Raw genomic sequence first — 25641 nt, 5'->3', positions numbered from 1 at the left:
CAGGCGCGTCACGCGCGGGGCGGGCGGCTCTTGTAGACCGGCAGGCTCCAGCCAAAGGCCAGCGAGCCAGCCCGCAGTGCCCAGCACACACCCGCAGCGATCAGCAGTGCCTCGCGTGTAGAAATCCCGATCTCCAATGCGATCAAGGCCGCTGCAGATCCAACCAGCGCGGCGGTGGCGTAGAGTTCTCCCTGCTTGAGCACCAGCGGGATTTCTCCAACGACGACGTCCCGCATCAGCCCCCCCAGGCATCCGGTGGCAACCCCCATCAGCACGACGATCACGCCGGGCTGGAATTGGGCGATGGCAACACCTGCACCGGCGGCCACGGCGATGGACAGGGCAAAGCTGTCCAGCCACAACAACCAGCGATAGCGGCTTTCCATCAGATGCGCGGAAAAGAACACCAGAATTGCCGCCGCGACGCCGATCAGGATATAGGCAGGCTGACCAATCCAGAACACCGGGTCACGATCCAGCAGAAGGTCGCGCACCGTACCACCGCCGACTGCGGTGAGGCAGGCGATAAAGGCAAACCCGACCAGGTCCAGCTGAGCCCGGCTGGCGACCAGAGCGCCGGTCAGCGCAAAGACCAGGACCGAAGCATAGTCTAGCAACGCCAGAAACGTCATTTGGCAGCCCGCTGGGGCTTGAAGGGTGCCATGCCGGCGCGGGCCAGCTCATCGGCGCGTTCGTTTTCCGGGTGGCCTGCGTGGCCCTTGACCCATTTCCAGGTCACATCGTGACCAGCCTGTGCCGCATCCAGCCGCTGCCACAGCTCGACATTCTTGACCGGCTTCTTGGCCGAAGTCTTCCAACCATTGCGTTTCCAGCCGTGGATCCAGCTGGTGACACCGTTCTTGACGTATTGGCTGTCGGTCACAATCGTGATCGCCGTTGCCCGCCCCAGCGTTTCCAACGCCGAGATCGCGGCCAGCAACTCCATCCGGTTGTTGGTGGTGTTGGCTTCGCCGCCCGAAAGTTCGCGTTCCTTCAGGACGACGTCGCCCTCTTTCGCCTGCATCAACACGCCCCAGCCGCCGGGGCCGGGATTGCCCGAGCAAGCGCCGTCCGTATAGGCCAGATACTCAGCCATGGGCGCGTATCACGATCCAGCCTTCGGGGTGGCCCGACAGGCCTGCCGCCTTTCCGGTCCAATGTTCGTCGGGGGTCAGTCCTGCGTCAGTCAACAGGGTCTCCAGTTCTTCGCGTTGGTAGTATTCGTAGTAACGATCCAGCCGGTCCCGACCGCCGCCTGCGCCGCGCTTCATGCCCATGAAAAGCACGCCGCCGGGCTTTAGCGCGGCAGAAATGCGAGTCAGATGGTCAGGCATGGCGCTGCGGGGAGCGTGCAGCAGGCTGAAATAGGCCCAGATCCCATCGTACAGCTTGTCGCCGGACACATCCTCGAACCGCCCCAGTTTGGCCGACACGCCCGGCAGCGTGGCGGCCTTGTCGATCATGGCCTGCGACGCATCGATCGCCTCGACCTTAAGTCCCGCTTGCGCCATGCGGCTGGCATAGTGCCCCGGCCCGCATCCCAGATCCAGCACGCGACCGCCTGCCGGGCAGGCTGCGATGAAGCGGCCGATCATTGGATCGGCTTTGGCTTCGCGGGTCATCATGGCGGTATAGTCGTCGCTGCGACTGTTATAAACCGCCAGAGTGCGCGGATCGCTCATAGCCAGACACCGACCGATAGGCAGGCGATAACCAGGACGGTCATTGGTGCCCGCAGACTCATCCACCAGGGCGGGGTCAAGCGCCACATTGAAAACGCATAGTCCAGTAAAAGAACCCCGGCGAAGCCAAAGATCAGATTGCTGCCCGCGCTGACTGGCCCGCCACCCGTCATGAAAAAGGCCCATAGCGCGGGGATCACCGACAATGCATAGGCCGCCGCAGCCCGGCCGCCGGTCGCTTTGGTGGCAAAGCCCCACAGCACACCGGACATGAACGACAGGATGACCGAGCCATAAAACAGCTGGACATAGGGCCCGACAAACCGAGGCGCCAATGCCGCCGACCCCCAGGCACCTAGGTCGGCGTTCAGATAGGTGATCGCGCCCCAGAAAAAGGGGATTACTCCGGCTATCGCCAGGATCAAAGGAACCCGGGGAATCCGCATCAGCTCGCAGTCCGCAGGACGCGCGGAACCTTGAATTCCACGTTTTCCACGGCGGTTTCCACCGTGCTCACGGTGACGACATAGCGGTCCTTGATCGCGTCGATCACCTCGTCGATCAGTACTTCTGGGGCCGACGCCCCGGCGGTGACGCCGATGCTTGCCGCACCTCGCAGCGCCCGCCAATCGATATCATCGGCGCGTTGTACAAGCTGGGCATAGGGACAACCGGCCTTGGTTCCCACTTCGACCAGCCGCCGCGAATTGGAAGAATTGGGTGCGCCAACGACCAGCATGGCATCGACCAGCGGGGCCATCGATTTGACGGCCTCCTGCCGGTTTGTGGTGGCATAACAGATGTCTTCCTTATGTGGCCCGATGATCGCCGGGAACCGCGCCTTGAGCGCGGCGACGATGTCTGTCGTGTCATCCACACTGAGGGTGGTCTGAGTGACAAAGGCGATCCGTGACGGGTTGCGCACCTGTACGGTGGCCACATCGGAGACGGTTTCCACCAGCAGCACCTCGCCCTGGGGCAACTGTCCCATTGTGCCGATGGTTTCCGGGTGCCCCTTGTGACCGATCATGATCATCTGCAACCCGCTTTCGGCGTGCCGTTGGGCCTCGATATGGACCTTGCTGACCAGGGGACAGGTGGCATCCACATAGATCATGTGGCGTTCTTCGGCCTCGGCGGGCACCGATTTGGGCACACCATGGGCTGAAAAGATCACCGGCCGGTCGTTGGGGCATTCGTCCAGTTCCTCGACAAACACTGCCCCTTTGGCCTTGAGCCCGTCGACCACAAATTTATTGTGCACGATTTCGTGGCGCACATAAACCGGGGCCCCCCATTTCTGCAGCGCCATCTCGACAATCTTGATCGCCCGATCCACACCGGCGCAGAAACCGCGCGGGGCGGCCAGATAGAGGGTCACGGGCGGTTTTTGCATTTGGGTCTCCATGGCGCGTGACCTAAGGGTTTGCGCGGCAATCGTCCAGAGAGATGAAGGGGCGCGCAACCGTGTCCGGGCGGTTCCGAGTTATGTCCCAAAGACCAGAGATATCCTTTGTAAGACTGCAAGCTTTGGGCGCGTTCGCAAATGTGTTCTGGTGCCAAGGGAATGGACAGGTCCCCGGCATCCGGGTGCTGGCATCGCCAAGCGTACCTTGCACCCGTGACCGAACCCGGATCTGGTGCCGCAGGTTCCAGCGTTGGGGCCTGCGGTTATGCCTACTGGCTGCCGGCGACCGCGACGCTGCGCGGTTCGGGCATTACATCGCGCGGCGGGCGTCCAATCACTTCCTTGAGCTCTTCGAGTTCGATGAAGTTGTCGGCCTGGCGCCGCAGATCGTCTGAGATCATCGGCGGTTGGCTGCGGATGGTCGATACCACCGAAACCCGCACACCCTGCCGCTGAAGACTGGCCACCAACGGGCGAAAATCGCCATCCCCGGAAAACAGCACGATATGATCGACCCGAGGTGCCAGTTCCATGGCGTCCACGGTCAGTTCGATGTCCATGTTGCCCTTGACCTTGCGACGCCCCATGCTGTCGGTGTATTCCTTGGCGGGTTTGGTCACCATTGTGAAACCGTTATAGTGCAACCAGTCCACAAGTGGCCGGATCGGTGAATATTCATCGTTTTCGAGCAGTGCAGTGTAATAGAACGCGCGCAGCATTTTGCCGCGGCGCATGAATTCCTGGCGCAGCAACTTGTAGTCGATATCAAATCCCAGCGCCTTTGCTGCCGCATACAGATTCGACCCATCGATGAACAGCGCGAGCCGTTCGTCCTTGTAAAACATCAAAATAGTCCTTCTGGTAATTTCGTCCCGTCACGCGTTCCGTGAGTGAGTGATTAAATTTTGACGGGCCGGTCAGCTTAAAATAGGGATATTCGCATGTACCGCAAGTATAGGGATGTTATGAAAATTGGTCAAAAATGATCGGATCCCGGTCAATGATAGCGTTGGGATTGGGCGGAAACCTGCCTTTTGAGGGTTCCCCAACGGCAACCACGCTGATCCATGCAATTCGAAATCTATGCTCAGACGATCTGGTGATTCGGGCCGTCAGCCGTTTCTATTCGACCCCCTGTTTTCCTGCGGGGGCCGGTCCTGATTACGTCAATGCGGCAGTGCGGATCGAGACCGCGCTTGGCCCTGCCGAACTCTTGCGCAGGCTGCACGATATCGAGCACCGGTTCGGACGGGCGCGTGTACAACGATGGGGGATGCGCACGTTGGATCTGGATATCCTGACCTTCGGGCAATCTGTTTTACCCGATGACGCCGGGCAGCGGGCCTGGTTGAATCTTGCACCCGAAGATCAGGTGCGCGCGACGCCGGATCACTTGATTCTGCCTCATCCTCGATTGCAGGACCGGGCTTTTGCCCTGGTGCCGCTGGCCGACGTTGCGCCGCAATGGTGGCATCCGGTGCTGAAAAAGACCGTGCGCGAAATGTGTGAGGACCTACCGCAGGTGGAAATTGGCGCCGTCAAACCGATTTAGGCCCCGGATCAGATGATTCTGCGCTTGTCAATCTTTAGATTCGCGACTACACACCGCCCTTCTGGACGAAACAATCTGTTGGAGGTCCCATATGGCCCGCGTAACGGTCGAAGACTGCGTTGACAAGGTTCCGAATCGCTTTGAACTGGTGATGCTGGCCGCACACCGGGCCCGCGAGATTTCCGCCGGGGCGGCTATTACAGTGGAACGGGACAACGACAAGAACCCGGTCGTGTCGCTGCGTGAGATTGCCGAGGAAACCCAGCGCGCAGACGATCTGCGCGAGCGGCTGATCGAAAGCAATCAGAACCAGATCGAGGTCGACGAGCCCGAAGAGGACAGCATGGCGCTGTTGATGGGGGCCGAAGCGGACAAGCCGGTCGAAGACGATATGTCTGAAGAGAAATTGTTGCGCGCGTTGATGGAGGCCCAGGGCCAGGGCTGAGTCGGGCGCGACACCCATGGGTGCGGACCGGATGATTGCTGTAGAAGATCTGATCGCGCTGGTCCGCAACTATAATCCTAAAGCCAATGCCGATCGCATTGCTGCGGCCTATGACTATGGTCTGCGCATGCACGAGGGGCAATTTCGACATTCCGGCGAGCCCTATTTTTCCCATCCGGTTGCCGTTGCCGCAATCCTGACCGAGCAACGGCTGGATGATGCCACTCTCATCACCGCGCTGCTGCACGACACCATCGAGGACACCAAAGCCTCGTATTCCGAGGTCGAGAGCCAGTTTGGCCACGAGGTTGCGGAGTTGGTCGATGGTGTGACCAAGCTGACCAACCTGCAACTGTCCAGCACCGAGACCAAACAGGCCGAGAATTTCCGCAAGTTGTTCATGGCCATGTCCAAGGACCTGCGGGTGATCCTGGTCAAATTGGCGGACCGGCTGCACAATATGCGCACCATCAAATCGATGCGCCCGGAAAAGCAGGTTCAAAAGGCGCGCGAGACGATGGATATCTACGCCCCTCTTGCCGGGCGCATGGGTATGCAGTGGATGCGCGAAGAGCTGGAAGATCTCAGCTTTCGGGTACTGAACGCCGAGGGGCGCCAGTCGATTATTCGCCGCTTCATCACGCTGCAACGGGAAACCGGCGACGTGATCCAGCGGATTACCGGCGATATGCGCCACGAATTGGAGCAGGCGGGTATCGAGGCCGAGGTCTTTGGCCGCGCCAAGAAGCCCTATTCGATCTGGCGCAAGATGCAGGAAAAAGAGCAGGGCTTTTCGCGCCTGTCCGATATCTATGGGTTCCGGATCATCACGGGCAGCGAAGAGGATTGTTATCGCGCCCTTGGTGCGATCCACCAGCGCTGGCGTGCGGTGCCGGGGCGGTTCAAGGATTATATCAGCCAACCCAAGACCAATGGCTATCGCTCGATCCACACCACCGTGTCCGGGCGCGACGGCAAGCGTGTCGAGGTGCAGATCCGCACCCGTCAGATGCATGACGTGGCTGAAACCGGTGTGGCGGCGCATTGGTCTTATCGCGACGGGGTGCGCACGAAAAACCCGTTTGCCGTAGATCCGGCCAAATGGATTTCAGGCCTGACCGAGCAGTTCGACGCGGAAGAGGATCACGAGGATTTCCTCGAGGCGGTCAAGCTGGAGATGTATTCCGACCAGGTGTTCTGTTTTACCCCCAAGGGAGATGTGGTGAAATTGCCGCGCGGCGCGACTCCGATCGACTACGCCTATGCGATTCACACCCGGATCGGTGGGGCCTGCGTCGGAGCCAAGGTAGACGGTTTGCGGGTGCCGTTGTGGACGCGGTTAAAGAACGGCCAGTCGGTCGAGATCATCACTGCGGAAGGCCAGACCCCTCAGGCCAGCTGGTTGGATATCGCCACGACAGGCAAGGCCCGCACCGCAATTCGCCGCGCTCTGCGCGAGGTGGACCGAGAGCGTTTTGTCAAGCTGGGCCGAGAGCTTGCGCGCGCCGCGTTTGAACATGTCGGGCGCAAGTCCACGGACAAGGCGCTGGACACGGCGGCGAAACATCTGCGCCTGAAGAATCGCAAAGAATTGCTGGCTCGCCTGGGTAGCGCTGAACTGACCGCACATGATGTTGTGCAGGCGGTTTATCCCGACCTTGCGCCGGATGAGGGGGACCAGATCTCGCCGCGTCGCGCGGTGATCGGTCTGAGCCCGGGACAGTCGTTCGAGCGCGCCCCATGTTGCCAACCGTTGCCCGGCGAACGCATCGTCGGTATTACCTATCGCGGCAAGGGTGTTGTGGTGCACGCGATCGATTGTGAAAAACTGAGCGAATACGAGGAACAGCCGGAACGCTGGATCGATCTGCATTGGCATAGCGGCACCCATCCGGCGGTCTATGGCGCGACGCTGGATCTGACCATTGGAAACGATGCCGGTGTCTTGGGGCGCATTTGTACGTTGATTGGCGAAAAAAAGGCCAATATCAGCGATCTGGAATTTGTTGATCGGAAACCGGATTTTTACCGACTTATCGTCAAGGTCGAACTCAGGGATATCGAACAATTGTTGTCGCTGATGGTGACGCTCGAAGCAGACAGTGACGTTGCCGCTGTTGAACGGTTCCGCGAGAAGACCAAGGTTCACACCGCAGTCGTTTAATTGGACCGAGACAGCAAAGGAAGTACTCTTGGTATTCAGACGCCGTGACCGACGCCCCTTGCTGCGCACGATCGCGGATTTCTTGTATCCCCGGGGTGGCTGGACGCGGGCCTTTCACTATGTAAAGCATCGGGTCCGGCGGCTGCCGGACTCGCCCGAGCGCATTGCGCGCGGCATCTGGGCCGGGGTCTTTACCACCTTTACCCCATTCTACAGTCTGCATTTCCTTGTCGCGTTTCTGGTTGCACGTGTCATGCGCGGCAACATTCTGGCGGCCCTGATGGCGACCTTTTTTGGCAATCCGCTCACCTATGTGCCAATCGGTTTCGTGTCGCTCAAGACCGGGCATTTCCTGTTGGGAAATACGTTTCAGGAACACGAGGCGCGTTCGTTCGTTGGCAAGTTCATTGATGCGGGCGAGGATCTGAAAAACAACTTTGTCGCCTTGTTTACGGGGCACGAACCTGACTGGCGCGGGCTGAGTGTGTTTTACGATCAGGTGTTTTACCCTTACCTGATCGGTGGCATTATCCCCGGGGCCATCACCGCGACGATCTGCTATTTCCTCAGTGTGCCGCTGATCCGGGCCTACCAGAAACGGCGCAAGAAAGTGATCAAGAAGAAATTCCAGGCGATCCGGAAAAAAGCCGAGGCAGAGGCTGACCTTGGCGGAAAAGCGGATTAGGCTGAGGCAGAATTACATACCGGAATCTGTGCGATGACTGAACATGCCCTGCGCCTTGGCGTGAATATCGACCACGTGGCCACCGTGCGGAATGCGCGCGGTGGTGATTATCCCGACCCGTTGCGGGCCGCAAAAATTGCCGAAGCTGCCGGGGCCGATGGTATCACGGCGCATCTGCGCGAAGATCGCCGCCACATCAGCGATGCCGATATCGACGGTTTGATGGATGTCCTGTCGATCCCGTTGAATTTCGAAATGGCGGCGACCGACGAAATGCAGCGCATTGCCCTGCGTCACAAACCCCACGCGGTCTGCATCGTGCCGGAAAAACGCGAGGAACGCACGACCGAAGGCGGGCTGGAAGTGGCACGCGAAGAGAACAAGCTGGCACATTTTATTGCGCCCCTGCGCGAGGCGGGCTGTCGCGTGTCTATCTTCATCGCTGCTGACAAGCGCCAGATCGAGGCCGCCCACCGCATCGGCGCTGAGGTGATCGAACTGCACACGGGTGCCTGTTGCGATGCCTTTGCCGAGGGTCGGATGGACGAACACCATCGCGAATTGCAGGCTTTGCGCGAAATGTCTGCCTTTGGGAATTCACTTGGATTGGAGGTTCATGCCGGGCACGGGCTGACCTATGACACCGTCAAACCCATCGCGGCTTTTCCCGAGGTGCGCGAATTGAATATCGGCCATTTTCTGATTGGCGAAGCGATCTTTCTTGGGCTTGAACCGGCAATTCGACAGATGCGCCGTCTGATGGATGAGGCGCGCGCGTAACATGAGACGTGCGGTCGTGGCAGCGCTTGTGGCGGGTCTTGCCGTTGCCTCCGCCCAGGCCGAACGCCTGGAGCAATGCGCAACGTCGCAAATTGATCTGTCCCGGATGGGCGAAATGCTGGTCGCGGGCCGCAGCTTTGCCAACAATGCGATCCAGATCGGTGTGCTGGACACAGGCGGCGAACCGGCCTGCTGTTCGCGGCACGCGGTGATCATCTTGCCGCAACCGGACAACGGCGATGCGTGCTATCTGCTTTCGCACACCAAACAGGCTGGCTATCGCGAGATCGACCTGACGGCTGTGCGTTCCAGCTATGATCCCGCGCTTGGCCTGTTGGTCGATCTGCCCGTGGGCCACTACGATCCGGACACCGGAGGCGTGGACCCCGGCAGCCGTCACAGGGTGTCGCTTCGGATCAACCAGGCCAAGGGAACCGTGGTGTTCGAAAAGTAACAGAGTCTGGCGCCCGGAGACTGGAACAGCCTGATCCGGGCCAGGGCGCAGACACAATAAATGGACATAGGCAATGATCCTGGGCATCGGCACCGACCTGGCCAATATCGAACGTATCCAGACAACGCTGGAGCGATTTGGCGACCGGTTCCGCAATCGGGTGTTCACCGAAGTCGAACAGCACATGGCCGAACGCAGGCGGGACACGGCGGGCACATACGCCAAACGATGGGCAGCGAAAGAGGCCTGTTCCAAGGCGCTGGGGACCGGGCTGCGCATGGGAATCGCCTGGAAGGACATGGCCGTCAGCAATCTGCGCACCGGTCAACCGGTGATGCAGGTCACCGGCTGGGCGGCATCGCGATTGGCCGAAATGACCCCGCCGGGGCACGAGGCGATCATCCATGTCACATTGACCGACGATCACCCCTGGGCACAGGCCTTTGTCGTGATTGAGGCGCGACCGATTGCCGATACGCCCGCTCATCGCTGAGTTTGCTCTGGGCGCGACCTTGACACTGCTCAAACCGCCCCGCATGTAGCCCCCAATCAACGAGAGCACCGGAGAGCCGTATGGCCGAGAACGTCACAAAAAAAGGAAATGCCGTCATCGAGACGGTCAAGACCATCGTTTATGCGCTCTTGATTGCGGGCATTTTTCGCACCTTGTTCTTTCAGCCATTCTGGATTCCGTCCGGCTCGATGAAGGAAACCCTTCTGATCGGGGATTTCCTTTTCGTAAACAAGATGGCCTATGGCTATTCCTATGCGTCCTGCCCCAGCGTGATACTACCGGCCGTTGGTATCAACATAGATGCCGAGGATGTCTGTGGCGTGTTCCGTGGCGACAACGATCGCCTGTTCGGGTCCGAACCCGAGCGCGGTGATGTGGTGGTGTTTCGCCACCCTGTTTCGGGGCGTGATTTCATTAAGCGTCTGGTCGGGTTGCCGGGTGACCAGATTCAGGTCAAGGGCGGGGTATTGTCGATCAACGGCGAACAGGTCAAGCTGCAGGATGACGGCGTGTTCACTGAAATCTATGAACCTCAGGGGCCGCAAGGCACCCGCCCGCGCTGCTCAAACGGTCCTGTCGGCGAGGGCGCGGTTTGCGAGAAAACCCGCGAGATCGAGACCTTTCCCAACGGCAACACCCATACGATCCTGAATATCGGCAATCAGGGTATGGACAACACCGGGATTTACACCGTGCCAGAGGGCAATTACTTTTTCATGGGTGACAACCGCGACAACTCGAGCGACAGCCGTTTGCCTCAATCCGCCGGGGGGGTCGGTTTCGTGCCGTTCGAGAACCTGATCGGTCGTGCCGATCGCATCATGTTCAGTTCGGCGGGCCGTTCGATGCTGTTTTTCTGGACCTGGCGCGGAAATCGGTTCTTCAAGGCTGTAGAGTGAAACTGTCGGCCGACCTTCAGGCGTTCGAGCGCCGGATCGGCCACAGCTTTGCCCGGCCTGAATTATTGGTCCGGGCCCTGACCCACGGGTCGATTTCTTCTTCCACACGGGCCGATAATCAGCGGCTGGAATTCTTGGGCGACCGGGTTCTGGGCCTTGTCATGGCCACTGCGCTGCTCGAAGATGATCCGCAGGCCAGCGAAGGCCAGCTGGCCCCCAGGTTCAACGCGTTGGTGCGCAAGGAAACCTGTGCCGACGTCGCGCGGCAGATTGATCTGGGCGCGGTACTGAAACTGGGGCGATCCGAAATGCTGTCGGGCGGGCGGCGCAAACAGGCGCTGTTGGGGGATGCGATGGAGGCGGTAATTGCCGCCATCTATCTGGATGCCGGATTGGGTGCTGCGCGGGACATGATTCTGTCCCTGTGGGGCGAGCGGGTCGCCCGCGTCGAGTCGGATGCGCGCGATGCCAAGACCGCATTGCAGGAATGGGCCCAGGCGCGGGGACAGAAACCACCGGCCTATGTCGAACTTGCCCGGTCCGGGCCCGACCACGCGCCGGTCTTCACGATAGCCGCGCGACTGCAAACCGGTGAAGAAGCTCAGGCTTCTGCCGGATCCAAGCGTCAGGCGGAACAAGGTGCCGCCGCGACGCTGATAGAGAGACTGGAGCAAGAGACATGACACGCGCCGGATTCGTTGCCCTGATCGGTGAACCCAACGCCGGGAAATCCACGTTGCTGAACCGCATGGTCGGGGCAAAGGTGTCGATCGTGACCCACAAGGTCCAGACCACCCGTGCCCGCATTCGCGGTGTTGCTATGCAGGATGACAGCCAGATTGTTTTTGTCGACACTCCGGGACTGTTTCAACCGCGCCGCCGACTGGACCGCGCGATGGTCGCTGCGGCCTGGGGCGGAGCTGCTGACGCGGACGTGGTCGTTCTGCTGATCGAGGCTCATCGCGGTGTGACCGAAGGGGTCGAGCGCATCCTCGAAGGGCTGACTGACATCGGCAAGGGCCGCAAGGTGGCCCTGGCGATCAACAAGATCGACCGGGTCCAGTCCGAAGTTCTGTTGGCCCTGACCAAGGATATGAACGAGCGGTATACCTTTGCCGAAACATTCATGATTTCTGCCGAAAAGGGCCATGGCGTGCAGGCGTTGCGCGAATGGCTGGCCAAAGAGATTCCCGAAGGACCCTGGCTGTATCCCGAGGACCAGATCGCCGACCTGCCCATGCGCATGATCGCCGCCGAAATGACGCGCGAGAAACTGACCCTGCGCCTGCATCAGGAATTGCCCTATCAGATGACGGTGGAAACCGAGAACTGGGAAGAGCGCAAGGATGGATCGGCCCGGATCGATCAGGTGATTTATGTGATACGAGACGGGCACAAGGGCATCGTGCTGGGCCACAAGGGCGAAACTATCAAAGCCGTGTCCAAGGCCGCGCGCGAAGAGTTGAACGAATTCCTCGGGCGCAAGGTTCATCTGTTCCTGCAGGTCAAGGTGCGCCCCAATTGGCTGGACGACGCCGAGCGCTATTCCGAAATGGGGCTCGACTTCAAGGACGGTGCGTAACGCATGCCCCGCCTGACGGCGCAATTCTGGGTACAGGCCTATTTGGCACGGCTGCGACTGACCGAGATTCCCGCCTTTGTGGTTGCACATGGCGACGACACCGCCGGTGCGGTACTGGTCAAGCTGAACACTCTGGATGGCAAGGCCGTGGCCTTTCAACGCAGCTTTGATCTGATGACCGGTGAACGACGCTGGATCGAATTGGCAAGCGGATCCGAGGCTGACGTCGATGTGATGATCGCGCGCCAGCGCAGATCTGACCCGGACCTCTGGGTGATAGAGCTGGAAGACCGCCAGGGTCGGCATCTTCTGGATGAGGCGGGTCTGGCAAGCTAGCGCCTGCGTTACCCGAATACGATTGACAGCAACCTGCCTTGGCAATCAGGCAAGGCGGGAACTATGTCTTGCGCGGAACGTCGTGGCGTGAACTATAACATCATGGAATGGCGGGATCAGGGCATATTGCTGAGCATGCGCCGTCATGGCGAATCCGCGGCCATCATCGAGGTGTTCACGCAGGATCATGGCCGCCATGCCGGGGTCGTTCGCGGGGGCGCGAGCCGCAGGATCGCTCCGGTGTTGCAACCCGGTGCGCAGTTGGACCTGTTGTGGCGCGCCCGGTTGGAAGACCATATCGGTACCTATCAGGTGGAACCGATCCGCAGTCGGGCGGCTGCCGCACTGTCGGACCGGTTGACACTGGCGGGTTTGAACGCAGTGACGTCTCTGTTGTCTTTTTGCCTGCCCGAACGCGAGGTGCACGCCAGTTTGTACAGGCGCAGTGAACAGCTGTTGGATCTTCTCGGGCGCAACGACGTATGGCCGCTGGCCTATCTGAACTGGGAAGTCGCACTGCTGGACGACATGGGGTTTGGGCTTGACCTTGGGCGCTGCGCTGTTTCAGGCGCGACCGAAGGCCTGGTCTATGTCTCGCCAAAATCCGGGCGCGCGGTTTCAGTTGAGGGGGCAGGAGATTGGGCGCACCGGATGTTGCCCCTGCCACCAGTTCTGCGCGGTGCTGGCCCGGCGCAGGATGGTGAGGTTGCCGAAGCTTTGCGAACAACCGGCTTCTTTATCGAGAACCACCTGGCTCCAGCGCTGGGAAACAAGCCTGTCCCCGAGGCGCGCGCGCGGTTTGTCGACGTGTTCAACCGACGGATTTGAACACCATTTCGCGCCCGGTTTCGTTGCTCAGGATCAGCACATCGCCGGTCACTTCGGATTGAGTCATGCTGTGCAAGGCACGCAAGAATTCGGCATCGGTCGCCGGATCCGGGCAGGCCGTGCGCGACGCGGAAACCGCGCCCATTTCGAACCAGGGATAGGGAGCCGACATCGGTGCGGCGTAGCTGGCGCAGGGGGTCTTCGCCGCAATCTTGCCAGGCGATGGAAAGGTCAACGTGGCAACCGCGCCAAAGGCGGCCCCATCCAGTTCGGTCAATCGCCAGATACGGCCTGCCGCGCCATAGGCGGCCACGGTTTCACGCGATGCGCAACTGGCCAGCGTCAGAACGACGGCCAGTATTCCTGCCCTCGACGCGACCGATGTTTCGCGGTCGGCGAACACGGTCGCAGCCCAGATCAGCCCAGCAGGCGCCGCGCGATGACCTGCGCCTGAATCTCGGCGGCACCCTCGAAAATGTTCAGGATGCGGGCGTCGCACAGAACGCGGCTGATCTTGTATTCCAGCGCAAATCCGTTGCCGCCATGGATCTGCAACCCGTTGTCCGCTGCAGCCCATGCGACACGCGCCCCCAGCAGCTTGGCCATGCCGGCCTCAAGATCGCAGCGATGACCGTTGTCCTTTTCCCAGGCGCTGAAATAGGTCAGTTGGCGCGCGACCATGATCTCGACCGCCATCATCGCCAGCTTACCGGAGACGCGCGGAAATTCGATCAGGGATTTGCCGAATTGCTTGCGGTCGATGGCATATTGCATGGCAATGTCCAGCGCCGATTGCGCCACGCCGATAGCGCGGGCGGCGGTCTGAATCCGGGCGGATTCAAAAGTCTCCATCAACTGCTTGAAACCCTTGCCTTCGGCACCGCCGAGCAGGTTCTCGCCTTTGACGTGGAAATTGTCGAAGCCCAGTTCGTATTCCTTCATGCCGCGATAGCCCAGTACCTCGATCTCGCCACCGTTCATGCCCTCGGTCGGGAACGGGGCATCGTCAGTGCCGGGGGTCTTTTCGGCCAGGAACATCGACAGGCCCCGATGATCTGTTGTTTCCGGGTCGGTGCGGGCCAACAGCGTCATGACATGGGTGCGCGCGGCATGGGTGATCCAGGTCTTGTTGCCAGTGACCCGGTAATCGTCGCCCTCTTTGACTGCACGGGTGCGCAGGGCCCCCAAGTCGGACCCGGTGTTGGGTTCGGTAAAGACTGCGGTGGGCAGGATCTCGGCACTGGCAATGCGCGGTAGCCAGCTGGCCTTTTGTGAATCGGTGCCGCCACACAGGATCAGTTCGGCCGCTATTTCAGAGCGCGTGCCCAGCGAGCCGACACCGATATAGCCGCGTGACAGTTCCTCGGAGACCACAACCATCGACGCCTTGGACAAACCAAGACCGCCGAACTCTTCTGGGATGGTTAGGCCAAATACGCCCAGCTCGGCCAGCTCCTCGATGATTTCCATCGGGATCAGCTCGTCTTTTAGATGCCAGTCATGGGCGTTGGGTTCGACCTTTTCCACCGCGAAACGGCGGAATTGCTCGCGGATCATTTCCAGCTCGTCGTCCAGACCGCTTGCACCAAAGGTGATGTTGGCGGATTGCTCCTGCATCAGTTCCACAAGGCGGGTGCGGGCCGCCTGGCTGTTTCCTCGGCTCATCAGCGTCTGAATCTCGCTGCTTTGGAATCCGGACAATGCGTCCCATCCCAGGCCCATATCCCGCAGCCGAACGAACTCGCCCTGGTTCATTGGAATCCCGCCGGCAATCTGGTGCAGGTATTCACCAAAGGCGATCTGGTGGATCAACTGTTCGATTTCACCGAACCTGCCCTCCGTTGTCAGGCGTTCGGCCCAGGCCTGCATTTGCTGCAGGCTTTGGGCATAGGTCGCCAGCCAAGCCAGCCCATGTGCAGCGGTCTGGTTCGCTTCGATCAAGGCGCCAGAGATCCGCCCACCTTCGCTGACCCGCTCGCGGACCTGCGCGCGCGCAGCTTCCAGAAGAGCCTGAACCGGGGGTGTTGCAGCGCCGGTCAAATCCAGAAGACCGGGCAGGATCGCAGGCCCATTTTCTCCAGTTGTCATGTGCGGGTCCTGTCCGTCATGGGCCATGAATCATATCCTGTTCTGTGTCGGCTTGTCCTAGTCACTTTGCACTTGCAGCGCAACAAAAATACACATCTTGAGCTGAAAAGGTTCAATAGTTGCGTGGCTTTTTGCGGTGCAGCGTGGCGTGGCAGTGATAAGAGAAGAGCATGACACACCTGTTTGCTTTGCTCACCCCGACAGAATTTGCGCTCGCCTTTGCCGTTACCGCCCTGGCCGGTTTGGTCAAAGGTATGGTCGGTTTTGCCTTGCCGATGATCATCGTTTCTGGCCTTGGCATGTTCTTGTCACCGGAACTGGCCCTGGCGGGGCTGATCCTGCCGACGCTCATTGCCAACGGGATCCAGGCCTTGCGGCAGGGTCCTCGCGCGGCGTTTCAATCGGTGCGCCGGTTTGGTGTGTTTTTGGCCGTCGGACTGGTGTTTCTGTTGGGCAGTGCGCAATTGGTCCGGGTGCTGCCGCAATCCACGCTGTTGCTGCTGATCGGTATCCCGATCATGTTCTTTTGTGTCCTGCAACTGACCGGGGCAGGATTCACGCTACGTACGCCCAGCAAGCGAATCGAGGCATTGGTCGGTGCCGTGGCCGGGTTCATCGGCGGATTATCCGGTATCTGGGGGCCGCCCACGGTGGCCTATCTGACGGCATTGAATACGCCCAAGGGTGAGCAAATGCGCGTGCAGGGTGTGATTTATGGGCTGGGCGCGGTGGCTTTGGCTGTGGCGCATATCGGCTCGGGCGTGTTGCGCTCCGAAACGTTGCCGTTCTCGGTGGCCTTGGTCGTGCCCGCGATACTGGGAATGTGGGTTGGCGGGTTGTTTCAGGACCGGATCGAACAAAAGGCGTTTCGTCGTGTCACCCTGTTTGTCCTGCTGATCGCGGGGCTGAACCTGACCCGGCGCGGCTTGATCGGCTGACGGGGAACCCCGGATCGCTCCGGGGTCCCGTTGGTGTCCTCAGCCGATGGCCGCGGCTTTAACATCGTCGTCGATGAAGGGCAGGTACTGTTCGAAGTTACCAGCGAACATGTCCACCAATTTGGTGGCCTGCCGGTCATATGATTCGGGGTCGTCCCAGGTCCGGCGCGGGTCCAGCAGAACCTCGGCCACGCCGGGCACGCTGACCGGGACGTCAAAGCCGAAATTCGCATCCTTGCGGAACTCGACCTCGCCCAGCGACCCGTCCAGGGCGGCAGTCAGCAGGGCGCGGGTGGCCTTGATCGGCATCCGGCTGCCGGTGCCATAGGCCCCGCCGGTCCAGCCGGTGTTGACAAGCCAGCAGGTGGCACCGTGCTGGGCGATCTTTTCGCGCAGCAGGTTGCCATAGACCTCGGGGCGGCGCGGCATGAACGGCGCACCGAAACAGGTCGAGAACGTCGGCTGTGCTTCGGTTACACCACGCTCGGTCCCTGCCATTTTCGAGGTGAACCCCGACAGGAAGTGGTACATCGCCTGCGCCGGAGTCAGCCGCGCGATCGGGGGCAGCACGCCAAAGGCGTCGCAGGTCAGCATGATGATGTTCTTGGGCGAGCCACCGACACCGGTTTCCGAGGCATTGGAGATATAGTGCAACGGATAGGCACAGCGCATATTTGCGGTCAGGCTGTCGTCTTCGAAATCCAGATCGCGCGTTTCAGCGTCATAGACCATGTTCTCGATTACGGTGCCGAATTTGCTGGTCGTGGCATAGATTTCGGGCTCGGCTTCAGGGCTGAGGTGGATGGTCTTGGCATAGCACCCGCCTTCGAAGTTGAAGATCCCCCGGTCGGACCAGCCATGTTCATCGTCGCCCAGCAGAATGCGGTCGGGATCGGCCGAAAGGGTGGTCTTCCCGGTTCCGGAAAGGCCGAAGAAAATCGCGGAATCCACCGGGTTTCCCTTGGCGTGATTGGCCGAACAGTGCATCGGCATGACGCCTTTTTCCGGCAGCAAGTAATTCATCAGCGAGAAGATGGATTTCTTGTTCTCACCGGCATATTCGGTGCTGGCGACCAGAATCAGCTTGCGGTCAAAGTTCATCGCAATCACGGTTTCGCTGCGACAGCCGTGCCGTTCGGGATCGGCCTTGAAGCTGGGACAGTTGATGACGGTATATTCCGCCTGGAAGGTGTCCAGTTCCTCGCGCTCGGGGCGGCGGAACATGTGGCGGATGAACAAGCTGTGCCAGGCCAGTTCCGTTACCAGTCGCACATCCAGACGGTGGATCGGATCGGAGCCGACGAACATGTCCTGCACGAAATACTCGCGATCCTGCATATGCGCCAGCATGTCTTCATACAGACGATCAAATGCCTCTGGTTCCATCGGGGCGTTGTTGTCCCACCAGATCGTCTCTTTGGTAGAGGCCGAGAGCACGACGTGCTTGTCCTTGGGCGAACGACCGGTGAACTTGCCGGTTTCGACCATGAACGCACCGCCCTGGCCCAACGCGCCTTCGCCGAGGCGCAACGCGGCCTCTATGATTGCGGGTTCCAGCAGGTTGTAGTGAACATTTTCCACCCCTGTAATGCCTTGATCTTCGAGGCGAAAATTCGGGTTTACCCGTCCAACAGTCATGCGGTCGTATCTCCTGTGTGGGCGCGTTGCATCCATTTCTGCGGCCCGTACGGGCGAAACGGCGACAGCGCCATGCCTGCCGCCTTTAACATGAGGCCGAACAGAGTGAACAGGGTGGTGTGCCGGAGTTAGCGCAACCAGGGCAACCTTTAGCGCAACCACGAATTCCGGCGGCACGACCCGGTCGGGCAATGTGCTGTAATTCAGTCATTCCTAACCATTGTCCGCCCAGATTGACAGGAGCGGTCCCGGTGATTCGCGGCTGGCTTTCGCCAAACGGTGCCGAACAGCGACAAGCAAATGAAACGCAATGAAGGCAGAGCAATAGAGGGACACGAAAGATGTCAAAGATCGCATTGGTGGACGACGACAGGAACATCCTGACATCCGTATCGATGACGCTCGAAGCCGAGGGCTTTGAAGTTGAAACCTATAATGACGGCCAGGCTGCGCTGGACGCATTCAACAAGAAGCTGCCCGATATGGCGGTTCTGGACATCAAGATGCCTCGCATGGACGGAATGGACCTGTTGCAGCGGCTGCGCCTCAAGACCCAGATGCCGGTCATCTTCCTGACCTCCAAGGATGATGAGATCGACGAGGTGCTGGGGCTGCGGATGGGGGCGGATGACTATGTAAAGAAGCCTTTTTCACAACGTCTGTTGGTTGAACGGATCCGCGCGCTGCTGCGTCGGCAAGAGGCGGTTGCCGGGGACGTCGAAGGCACTGGCCCGGATGCCAAGGTGATGGATCGAGGCCATCTGCGCATGGATCCGTTGCGCCATTCGGTCAGCTGGAAGGGAAACGATGTATCCTTGACCGTGACAGAGTTTCTGCTGCTCCAGGCGCTTGCGCAACGACCGGGTTTTGTCAAAAGCCGGGATCAGCTGATGGATGTAGCCTATGATGATCAGGTCTATGTGGATGATCGGACCATCGATAGTCATATCAAGCGCTTGCGTAAGAAGATGCGTACGGCGGATGACTCATTTGCGGCCATCGAAACGCTCTACGGTATCGGTTACCGCTACAACGAGGAATAGGCCGCAAGCATGAGCATCGTGGAACGGGCTTTGGGGCGGAACCGCGGCCCGGTTTCCCGGCGCAGCACCGGTGTCGGCCTGCCGTTTGGGGATCGGAACGGACCACAGACCGCCCGTGAAAATACCCGCGGTATTCGCGCGTCGCTGCCAAGGTACTTTTCCAGAAAGGCGTCACCGCTCGCGCGTAAGATCATCACTTTCAACCTGATTGCACTGAATGTACTGGTTGCCGGCATCCTGTACCTCAACAACACGCGCGAGAGCCTGGTGCTACAACGCGCCAGCGCCCTCGTCGGAGACGCGGAACTGGTCGCAAACGTGTTCGAAGCCCGCCTTACCGACAGTGAGCCGATGTCGACATGGACTCAGACGGTGGATATCCCCGCAACCTTGGCACAGCTGAGCTTGCGCAACGGTCTAGACGTTTATGTCTTCGATCGCGGAGGCGCGCTGGCAGGGCAGACCCGTGGTACCAATCAAAGCGACGCTTTAACCGCCCTGGCACCCCCTGACCGCCGTCGGACAGTCATCAACGATGGTTTGACCTTCTTTTGGAGCTGGATCAAGATCCCGTTTTCGCGCATGGGCGGGGCTGGCCCGGACACTATCGAAAATCAACTGCGCAAATTGATGTCGGTCACCATCGCGGGCGGTACCCAGGTCAAGACCGGGCTGGATACCAAAGGCGGCAGGGTGATTTCCGCCACTACGCCCATTCTGTGGAACGGGACCGCTGTGGGGATTATCGGGGTGGCGAGCCCGTCGGGCGAGATCGATGCACTTGTTCGCGGCGAACGCGAGAGAGTTCTGGAAATGTTCGTGGTTGCGACATTGGTATCGATCGGTCTCAGCTTGGTTTTGGCCTCTACGATCGCGACGCCATTGTCGGAGCTGGCCGAGGCGGCGGAACTGGGGCGCGACCGGAACGCCCGCAGCACCCAGCAGGGTCGCATCCGAATTCCAGACCTGTCCGGACGGCCAGACGAAATCGGCCACCTTTCGCGAGCTCTCAGTGGCATGGTTGCCGCCCTTTACAATCGCATTGAAGGAAATGAGCAATTCGCGGCGGATGTCGCGCATGAAATCAAGAATCCGCTGGCCAGCCTGCAATCTGCGGTGGGGACGTTGCGTATGGTTCAGCGCGAAGATCAGCGTACCAAGTTGCTGGGGGTGATCGAACACGATGTTCGCCGCCTCGACAGGCTGGTCAGCGACATTTCGAATGCCTCGCGTTTGGATGCGGAGTTGGTCAAAGAGGACGAAGAGACATTCGACCTATTGAAATTGATTGGCAACCTGAACCAATATCTCGGTGAAGACGCACGCGGAAAGGGAATCGCATATCTTACCGATCTGCCCAGGCAACCGATCATGATACAGGGGCTCGAAGCGCGTCTGGCGCAGGTTTTCGTGAACCTGATTAGCAACGCTGTCTCGTTTTGCGAGGACGGGGATGCAATCCGGGTATGGGCTCGCAAACGCGAGAACCGGGTGCTTGTCGTCGTCGAGGATACTGGCCCGGGGATTCCCGAACAGGCGTTGAGCAAGGTGTTCAAGCGTTTCTACTCGCAGCGCCCGGAAGAGCATTTCGGCAACAATTCAGGGCTGGGTCTGGCCATTTCCAAGCAGATCATCGAGGCGCACGGGGGCGTGATCTGGGCCGAAAACATCCGACCGACCGCAGCGGACATCACTTCCGAACCGCTGGGCGCACGATTCGTAGTGGGTTTACCGGTCTGAGCGAATGAGGGCGGACCGGAACCAGCCCGTGCGGCCCGCAGATATACGGCACGCCACGTGCGTTGCAATTTTCGGGCATGGCTGCCTGATTGTCGGCGCTTCCGGTAGCGGAAAATCGTCTCTGGCCTTGTCTCTGATGGCGCAGGGGGCCATGCTGGTTTCCGATGACAGAGTAGTTCTGCGCCGGAAACAGACGGTTGTGGTTGCGTCTGCACCGTCGGAGTTGAGCGGATTGATCGAAGCGCGCGGCATCGGTCTATTGCGGTGCGATCCGTCCGGTGCGGTGCCGGTAAGAGTAGTGGTGGATATGGATACAGTGGAAACGGCGCGTTATCCGGACATAAGAACGATTGATCTGTTGGGGTTGCAGATCCCGCTCTTACGTCGCGTCGATAGCTTCCATTTCGCCCCGGCTCTGTTGCAATATCTCAAATCCGGACGGCACGAGGAATGAAGCCCAAAACAGTGCAGCCCCGCACCCGCGTTGTATTGGTGACCGGTCCTTCTGGTGCCGGTCGCTCAACCTCGATCAAGGTACTTGAGGACATGGGATTTGAGGCCATCGATAATCTGCCGCTTCATCTGATGCCCCGTCTTCTGGAGGGGCCGGGACCGGACCGTCCGCTTGCGCTTGGGGTCGATACGCGCAACCGGGATTTTTCGACCGCCGCGCTGCTGGATTTGATCGATCAATTGGCCGCCCGCGATGCAACGGATCTGACCGTTCTGTATCTTGACTGTCTCAGCGATATCCTGTTGCGGCGATTTTCCGAAACACGACGCCGTCATCCTCTGGCCCCTGCGGAAAGTCCGGAAATCGGGATCAAGCGCGATCTCGACCTGATGGCACCGATCCGTGAACTGGCCGATATCCTGATCGATACCTCGGATCTGAACGTACATCAGCTGCGCGCGGCGATAGAACGCTGGTTCGCCCCGGATGGCAGTACCAGCCTGGCCGTGTCGGTGCAGTCGTTTTCATACAAACGCGGCCTGCCGCGTGGCATCGACATGGTGTTTGATTGCCGCTTTTTGTCCAATCCCTATTGGCAACCGTCTCTGCGTGAATTGGATGGTCGTGACCCTCGCGTCGCAACGCATGTGATGGGAGATGCGCGTTTCGCGCCATTTTTCGAACGGGTTCTGGATTTGACCCTGGTGTTGCTGCCGGCCTATGTAGAAGAGGGGAAATCGCACCTGTCGATTGCCTTTGGCTGCACCGGCGGACAACACAGATCCGTGGTGCTGGTCGAAACCCTGGCCAAGGCCCTTGCAGAGGGTGGTCAGCAAGTGTCAATTAGGCACCGCGAGCTGTATGGCCGCGAAACGGACGAGAGACCGAATTGATCGGAATAGTGATCGTGGCGCATGGTGGGCTGGCCAGAGAGTATCTGGCGGCAATAGAACATGTTGTCGGTACGCAGCCCGGGATGCGAGCGATTTCCATCGAACCCGACCACGATCGAGAAGCCAAGCAGTTAGAGATTTGCGAGGCCGCCGATACCGTGGACACCGGAGGCGGGGTGGTCATTGTGACCGACCTGTTCGGTGGGTCTCCTTCGAATCTCAGCCTGCGCGCCTGTGCCCCGGACGATCGAAGGATCCTCTATGGTGCCAATTTGCCGATGCTGATCAAGCTGGCCAAAAGCCGTGATGCATCCGTGCCCGATGCCGTGCGGGCGGCAATGGAAGCGGGAAAGAAATACATCAATACCCAAAATGTCAGCCTTGATTGAAAGCCTTTCGCCAAAATGACTGAGCGCACACTGAAAATAATCAACGAAAAAGGGCTGCATGCCCGAGCATCGGCTAAGCTGGTCGAGGTGGTCGAAGGCTTCGATGCCAGCGCCGAGGTGTCGCGCGATGGCTTGTCAGCGTCAGGTGACAGCATTATGGGTCTTTTGATGTTGGCAGCATCAAACGGAACGACTATTGACGTCCAGACCACCGGGCCGGATGCAGATGCGCTGGCAGATGCGCTGGAAGCGCTGGTTGCGGACAAATTCGGCGAGGGGTTCTGAACGCCACCTGTCGGCGTGAAGGACGGGATGAGGAAATTGGCGGACTCCGCACACAACAGCAGACCACCTGTTACCGTCAACGACGCGGCGCCCGATGTGCCGCCGCCGCAGGGTGAAATTTACGACCGCCGCACTCTGACCTATGCCAACTCCTTTGACGATCCTTGGACGGGCTTTGCCATCCGGGCGATCGAGTGGCTCACTGGCAAGCTGACGATCCTGCGAATGGTCAACCGGTTTGAAAGAAACAACGAAAAGTACCGCGGCCAAAAATTCTGGCGCGGAGCGCTGGACGTTATGGGCATCGAGCTGCAGACCCCGCCCGAGCAGTTGGCGAATATCCCAAAGGAAGGCCCCGTCGTGGTGGTGGCCAATCATCCACATGGCATGGTCGACGGGATGATCTTTGCGGACCTGATCGGGCGTGTGCGGCAAGATTACCGGATTCTGACCCGTTCGGTGTTGACCGGCCTGGACGAGGCTGCGACCTCGTTCATGATTCCGGTCCCGTTTCCCCACGACCCCGAAGCGCAGCGCAAGATGGTCGAAATGCGCGCCAACGCAATGGCGCATCTAGAAGAGGGCGGCGTGGTGGCGCTGTTCCCGTCGGGCGTTGTGATGTCTTCGGACAGTTGGTTCGGCCCCACGATCGAACGCGAATGGAACGTGTTTACGGCCAAGATGATCCGCCGTTCGGGTGCCAAGGTTGTGCCGATCTATTTTCCTGGCCGCAATTCCCGTGCCTATCAAATCGCCAATCGCATTTCACCGGTCCTGCGCCAAGGGTTGCTGCTGCACGAAATCGTGCGCTCATGCAACAAGCCGCAGGCACCGGTCATTGGCGAACCGATCAGTGACGCGGATATGGCGCTGCTCGAAACGGATCCGCGCGGTTTCATGGCCTGGCTGCGGCAACACACTTTGAATCTGGGCAAGTAGACGAACGCGATCCAACGCGCGCCCGCCGCTGCGCCGGTCAGCGCGTTGGGACCGGCTCGTCGCCGCGATAGTCATAGAAGCCGCGTTGCGTCTTACGCCCCAGCCATCCGGCTTCGACATATTTGGTCAACAGTGGGCAAGGGCGGTATTTTGTGTCCGCCAACCCGTCGTGCAGCACGTTCATGATCGCAAGGCAGGTATCCAACCCGATGAAATCCGCCAGTTCCAGAGGACCCATCGGGTGGTTGGCGCCCAGCTTCATCGACTGGTCTATGGAGCGCACGTTGCCAACCCCCTCATACAGGGTATAGACCGCTTCGTTGATCATAGGCATCAGGATGCGGTTGACGATGAAGCCGGGGAAATCCTCGGCGCTCGCCGCTGTTTTTCCCAATTTGTCGACGACTGCGCGGCAGGCATCATAGGTGGGTTGATCGGTGGCAATACCGCGGATCAGTTCTACCAGTTGCATCACCGGCACAGGGTTCATGAAATGAAAGCCCATGAAACGTTCGGGGCGATCGGTTCGGCTGGCCAGGCGGGTGATTGAGATCGATGAGGTGTTCGACGTCAGGATCGTTTGCGGTTGCAGATGCGGTTGGAGATCTTCAAAAATCGCCTGCTTTACGCTTTCGCGTTCGGTGGCGGCTTCGATCACCAAGTCGGTTGCGCCCAGATCGGACAGCGCGAGCGTGGTGTTAATGCGCCCAAGAGCGGCGCCCATATCGGCCTCGGCCACTTTTCCCCGAGAGACCTGGCGCTCCAGATTGCCAGCGATCCCCTCTATAGCCGCGTCCAACGCAGCTTGACTGACATCGGTCAGCAGTACGTTGTACTCTGCCAAGGCCATGACATGGGCGATCCCGTTGCCCATCTGACCGGCGCCGATCACACCAATTGTCTGAATGCTCATTGAACTGCCTTTCATCCCGCGTGCCGTGACCATATCGGGCGCAGGTGAGCGGGGGCAAGGGGCAGTTACCACAACAGTTTGCTTCAAATGGGCCAGTTAGCCGAATCGCAACTTCTGCGGGTCAAAGCTGGGATCGGGTGAACTAAAATTGGTGGGTAAGATGAGTTACGAAGTACCAGGCGCCGGTGCGCTTGAAAATGTGCCCTGTCGCTATGGCGACTCCAGGCTGATGGTCCGCGGGCCGCAAAGACCGCTGGACGCGCCTTATGTGGCCTTTCTGGGCAGCAGCGATACATATGGCAAATTTGTTGATCGTCCATTTCCCGCGCTGGCCGAAATCGCGTTGGGGCTGCCCTGCGTCAATCTGGGCTGCTTGAATGCTGGCGTGGATGCCTTTGCGCAAGACGCCGAAATCATGCGCATCGCGGCGGCGGCCAAAGGCGTCGTGGTTCAGGTGTCGGGCGCGCAAAACTTGTCGAACCGATTCTATCGTGTGCATCCCCGGCGCAATGACCGATTTCTCGAAGCGACGCCGCTGCTGGATGCAATCTATCCCGAAGTGGATTTTACAGATTTCCATTTCAACAAGCACATGCTGTATACGCTTTACACGCTGTCGCCCCGACGTTTTGATGCCTTGCGCCAGGAGCTGCAGGCGGTCTGGGTTGCGCGGATGCGCCTGGTTCTGCGGCAGTGCGGATCGCGCGCCGTGGTTTTGTGGCTGCGCTACCGCGATGAGACCGGCCCGCTGGGTGCCGATCCGCTGATGGTGACGCGGGATATGCTGGAACAGCTAAAGCCGGACGTCGGGAAAATTCTCGAGATTCCGGTAACCGCTGCGGGCCGCTGCGGGGACATGCCGCAAATGCGGTTTGGCGCAATGCAGGCACCGGCTGCCGAACTGGCGATCGGGCCGACGGCGCATGCGCAGATCGCAGAGCGCGTTGTAGAGGCGTTGCCCCAGGTGCATTGAAACGACAAAGGCCCGCCTT

General features: G+C 59.8%; 31 protein-coding genes. 21 read left to right on the top strand and 10 right to left on the bottom strand.

Annotated features, from left to right (window positions below):
* Positions 1-8: 8 nt before the first annotated feature.
* The 6 genes from NANH_RS0109685 to NANH_RS0109660 all read right to left on the bottom strand — a co-directional run bounded on the left by NANH_RS0109685 (position 9) and on the right by NANH_RS0109660 (position 3935).
* Complete coding sequence (locus NANH_RS0109685) at positions 9-632, bottom strand: trimeric intracellular cation channel family protein (protein WP_027261866.1); 624 nt, start codon at positions 630-632, stop codon at positions 9-11.
* Positions 629-1096, bottom strand: coding sequence for a ribonuclease HI (gene rnhA / locus NANH_RS0109680; RefSeq protein WP_027261865.1), 468 nt, complete (start codon positions 1094-1096; stop codon positions 629-631). The genes NANH_RS0109685 and rnhA overlap by 4 nt, the downstream gene beginning before the upstream one ends.
* Positions 1089-1682, bottom strand: a complete 594-nt coding sequence (locus tag NANH_RS0109675; RefSeq protein ID WP_027261864.1) for a class I SAM-dependent methyltransferase — start codon at positions 1680-1682, stop codon at positions 1089-1091. The genes rnhA and NANH_RS0109675 overlap by 8 nt, the downstream gene beginning before the upstream one ends.
* Positions 1679-2128: a DUF3429 domain-containing protein gene (locus tag NANH_RS0109670; RefSeq protein ID WP_407694883.1), complete on the bottom strand. Its 450-nt coding sequence runs from the start codon at positions 2126-2128 to the stop codon at positions 1679-1681. Before NANH_RS0109670 ends, NANH_RS0109675 begins: the two co-directional genes overlap by 4 nt.
* Positions 2128-3078, bottom strand: a complete 951-nt coding sequence (gene ispH, locus NANH_RS0109665) for a 4-hydroxy-3-methylbut-2-enyl diphosphate reductase (RefSeq protein WP_027261863.1) — start codon at positions 3076-3078, stop codon at positions 2128-2130. The genes NANH_RS0109670 and ispH overlap by 1 nt, the downstream gene beginning before the upstream one ends.
* A gap of 281 nt (positions 3079-3359) precedes the next feature.
* Positions 3360-3935, bottom strand: a complete 576-nt coding sequence (locus NANH_RS0109660) for a LabA-like NYN domain-containing protein (RefSeq protein WP_027261862.1) — start codon at positions 3933-3935, stop codon at positions 3360-3362.
* Between the two features lie 155 nt (positions 3936-4090).
* On the opposite strand from NANH_RS0109660, the gene folK reads away from it, so the two are divergent.
* The 12 genes from folK to recO all read left to right on the top strand — a co-directional run bounded on the left by folK (position 4091) and on the right by recO (position 13329).
* Entirely contained in the window at positions 4091-4642 is a 552-nt protein-coding gene (gene folK, locus NANH_RS0109655) for a 2-amino-4-hydroxy-6-hydroxymethyldihydropteridine diphosphokinase (protein ID WP_245601426.1), read from the top strand.
* Between the two features lie 91 nt (positions 4643-4733).
* The gene (gene rpoZ / locus NANH_RS0109650; protein WP_027261860.1) at positions 4734-5087 is read left to right on the top strand and encodes a DNA-directed RNA polymerase subunit omega; all 354 of its coding nucleotides are present in this window, start codon (positions 4734-4736) and stop codon (positions 5085-5087) included.
* Between the two features lie 31 nt (positions 5088-5118).
* Positions 5119-7251: a RelA/SpoT family protein gene (locus NANH_RS0109645; protein WP_027261859.1), complete on the top strand. Its 2133-nt coding sequence runs from the start codon at positions 5119-5121 to the stop codon at positions 7249-7251.
* 28 nt (positions 7252-7279) lie between these two features.
* On the top strand, positions 7280-7936 hold the full coding sequence (locus NANH_RS0109640; RefSeq protein WP_027261858.1) for a DUF2062 domain-containing protein: 657 nt from the start codon (positions 7280-7282) through the stop codon (positions 7934-7936).
* Positions 7937-7969: 33 nt separating this feature from the next.
* A complete protein-coding gene (locus tag NANH_RS0109635; protein ID WP_027261857.1) occupies positions 7970-8716 on the top strand; it encodes a pyridoxine 5'-phosphate synthase in 747 nt (248 codons plus the stop codon).
* Position 8717: 1 nt separating this feature from the next.
* Positions 8718-9170, top strand: a complete 453-nt coding sequence (locus tag NANH_RS0109630) for a hypothetical protein (protein ID WP_027261856.1) — start codon at positions 8718-8720, stop codon at positions 9168-9170.
* 73 nt (positions 9171-9243) lie between these two features.
* Positions 9244-9663 carry a holo-ACP synthase gene (acpS, locus tag NANH_RS0109625; protein ID WP_027261855.1) on the top strand — a complete coding sequence of 140 codons (420 nt, stop codon included), beginning with the start codon at positions 9244-9246 and terminating at the stop codon, positions 9661-9663.
* Positions 9664-9743: 80 nt separating this feature from the next.
* Entirely contained in the window at positions 9744-10583 is an 840-nt protein-coding gene (gene lepB, locus NANH_RS0109620) for a signal peptidase I (protein ID WP_027261854.1), read from the top strand.
* Positions 10580-11266: a ribonuclease III gene (gene rnc / locus NANH_RS0109615; protein WP_027261853.1), complete on the top strand. Its 687-nt coding sequence runs from the start codon at positions 10580-10582 to the stop codon at positions 11264-11266. Before lepB ends, rnc begins: the two co-directional genes overlap by 4 nt.
* The gene (gene era, locus NANH_RS0109610) at positions 11263-12165 is read left to right on the top strand and encodes a GTPase Era (RefSeq protein ID WP_027261852.1); all 903 of its coding nucleotides are present in this window, start codon (positions 11263-11265) and stop codon (positions 12163-12165) included. Before rnc ends, era begins: the two co-directional genes overlap by 4 nt.
* A 3-nt stretch (positions 12166-12168) precedes the next feature.
* Positions 12169-12501: a DUF1491 family protein gene (locus NANH_RS0109605; RefSeq protein WP_027261851.1), complete on the top strand. Its 333-nt coding sequence runs from the start codon at positions 12169-12171 to the stop codon at positions 12499-12501.
* A gap of 102 nt (positions 12502-12603) precedes the next feature.
* The gene (gene recO, locus NANH_RS0109600) at positions 12604-13329 is read left to right on the top strand and encodes a DNA repair protein RecO (protein WP_027261850.1); all 726 of its coding nucleotides are present in this window, start codon (positions 12604-12606) and stop codon (positions 13327-13329) included.
* Here recO and NANH_RS0109595 read toward each other — a convergent pair.
* Positions 13313-13732, bottom strand: coding sequence for an META domain-containing protein (locus NANH_RS0109595; RefSeq protein ID WP_245601425.1), 420 nt, complete (start codon positions 13730-13732; stop codon positions 13313-13315). The genes recO and NANH_RS0109595 overlap by 17 nt on opposite strands.
* Positions 13733-13746: 14 nt before the next feature.
* On the bottom strand, positions 13747-15444 hold the full coding sequence (locus NANH_RS0109590) for an acyl-CoA dehydrogenase family protein (RefSeq protein WP_027261848.1): 1698 nt from the start codon (positions 15442-15444) through the stop codon (positions 13747-13749).
* Positions 15445-15587: 143 nt separating this feature from the next.
* On the opposite strand from NANH_RS0109590, the gene NANH_RS0109585 reads away from it, so the two are divergent.
* Positions 15588-16355, top strand: coding sequence for a sulfite exporter TauE/SafE family protein (locus NANH_RS0109585; RefSeq protein WP_027261847.1), 768 nt, complete (start codon positions 15588-15590; stop codon positions 16353-16355).
* Between the two features lie 39 nt (positions 16356-16394).
* On the opposite strand, the gene NANH_RS0109580 is transcribed toward NANH_RS0109585, so the two are convergent.
* Positions 16395-17993, bottom strand: a complete 1599-nt coding sequence (locus NANH_RS0109580; protein ID WP_027261846.1) for a phosphoenolpyruvate carboxykinase — start codon at positions 17991-17993, stop codon at positions 16395-16397.
* Between the two features lie 341 nt (positions 17994-18334).
* Here NANH_RS0109580 and NANH_RS0109575 point away from each other — a divergent pair, with 341 nt between their 5' ends.
* The 7 genes from NANH_RS0109575 to NANH_RS0109545 are packed head-to-tail and all read left to right on the top strand — an operon-like array spanning position 18335 to position 23736.
* On the top strand, positions 18335-19036 hold the full coding sequence (locus NANH_RS0109575) for a response regulator transcription factor (RefSeq protein ID WP_027261845.1): 702 nt from the start codon (positions 18335-18337) through the stop codon (positions 19034-19036).
* 9 nt (positions 19037-19045) lie between these two features.
* On the top strand, positions 19046-20776 hold the full coding sequence (locus NANH_RS0109570; protein WP_027261844.1) for a sensor histidine kinase: 1731 nt from the start codon (positions 19046-19048) through the stop codon (positions 20774-20776).
* A gap of 4 nt (positions 20777-20780) precedes the next feature.
* Positions 20781-21230, top strand: coding sequence for an HPr kinase/phosphorylase (locus NANH_RS0109565; protein WP_027261843.1), 450 nt, complete (start codon positions 20781-20783; stop codon positions 21228-21230).
* On the top strand, positions 21227-22123 hold the full coding sequence (gene rapZ / locus NANH_RS0109560) for an RNase adapter RapZ (protein ID WP_027261842.1): 897 nt from the start codon (positions 21227-21229) through the stop codon (positions 22121-22123). The genes NANH_RS0109565 and rapZ overlap by 4 nt, the downstream gene beginning before the upstream one ends.
* A complete protein-coding gene (locus tag NANH_RS0109555; RefSeq protein ID WP_027261841.1) occupies positions 22120-22512 on the top strand; it encodes a PTS sugar transporter subunit IIA in 393 nt (130 codons plus the stop codon). The genes rapZ and NANH_RS0109555 overlap by 4 nt, the downstream gene beginning before the upstream one ends.
* Before the next feature lie 15 nt (positions 22513-22527).
* Positions 22528-22797, top strand: coding sequence for an HPr family phosphocarrier protein (locus tag NANH_RS0109550; RefSeq protein ID WP_027261840.1), 270 nt, complete (start codon positions 22528-22530; stop codon positions 22795-22797).
* 36 nt (positions 22798-22833) lie between these two features.
* Entirely contained in the window at positions 22834-23736 is a 903-nt protein-coding gene (locus NANH_RS0109545; RefSeq protein WP_027261839.1) for a lysophospholipid acyltransferase family protein, read from the top strand.
* Positions 23737-23773: 37 nt separating this feature from the next.
* On the opposite strand, the gene NANH_RS0109540 is transcribed toward NANH_RS0109545, so the two are convergent.
* The gene (locus NANH_RS0109540) at positions 23774-24649 is read right to left on the bottom strand and encodes a 3-hydroxybutyryl-CoA dehydrogenase (protein WP_027261838.1); all 876 of its coding nucleotides are present in this window, start codon (positions 24647-24649) and stop codon (positions 23774-23776) included.
* Positions 24650-24809: 160 nt separating this feature from the next.
* Here NANH_RS0109540 and NANH_RS0109535 point away from each other — a divergent pair, with 160 nt between their 5' ends.
* Positions 24810-25622, top strand: coding sequence for a DUF6473 family protein (locus NANH_RS0109535; RefSeq protein WP_036049645.1), 813 nt, complete (start codon positions 24810-24812; stop codon positions 25620-25622).
* Positions 25623-25641: the final 19 nt, after the last annotated feature.

Source organism: Sedimentitalea nanhaiensis DSM 24252 (genome assembly GCF_000473225.1).
Taxonomy (GTDB): Bacteria; Pseudomonadota; Alphaproteobacteria; order Rhodobacterales; family Rhodobacteraceae; genus Sedimentitalea; species Sedimentitalea nanhaiensis.
Note: the sequence above shows the minus strand (reverse complement) of the source record. Positions and strands in the feature narration are given on the sequence as shown.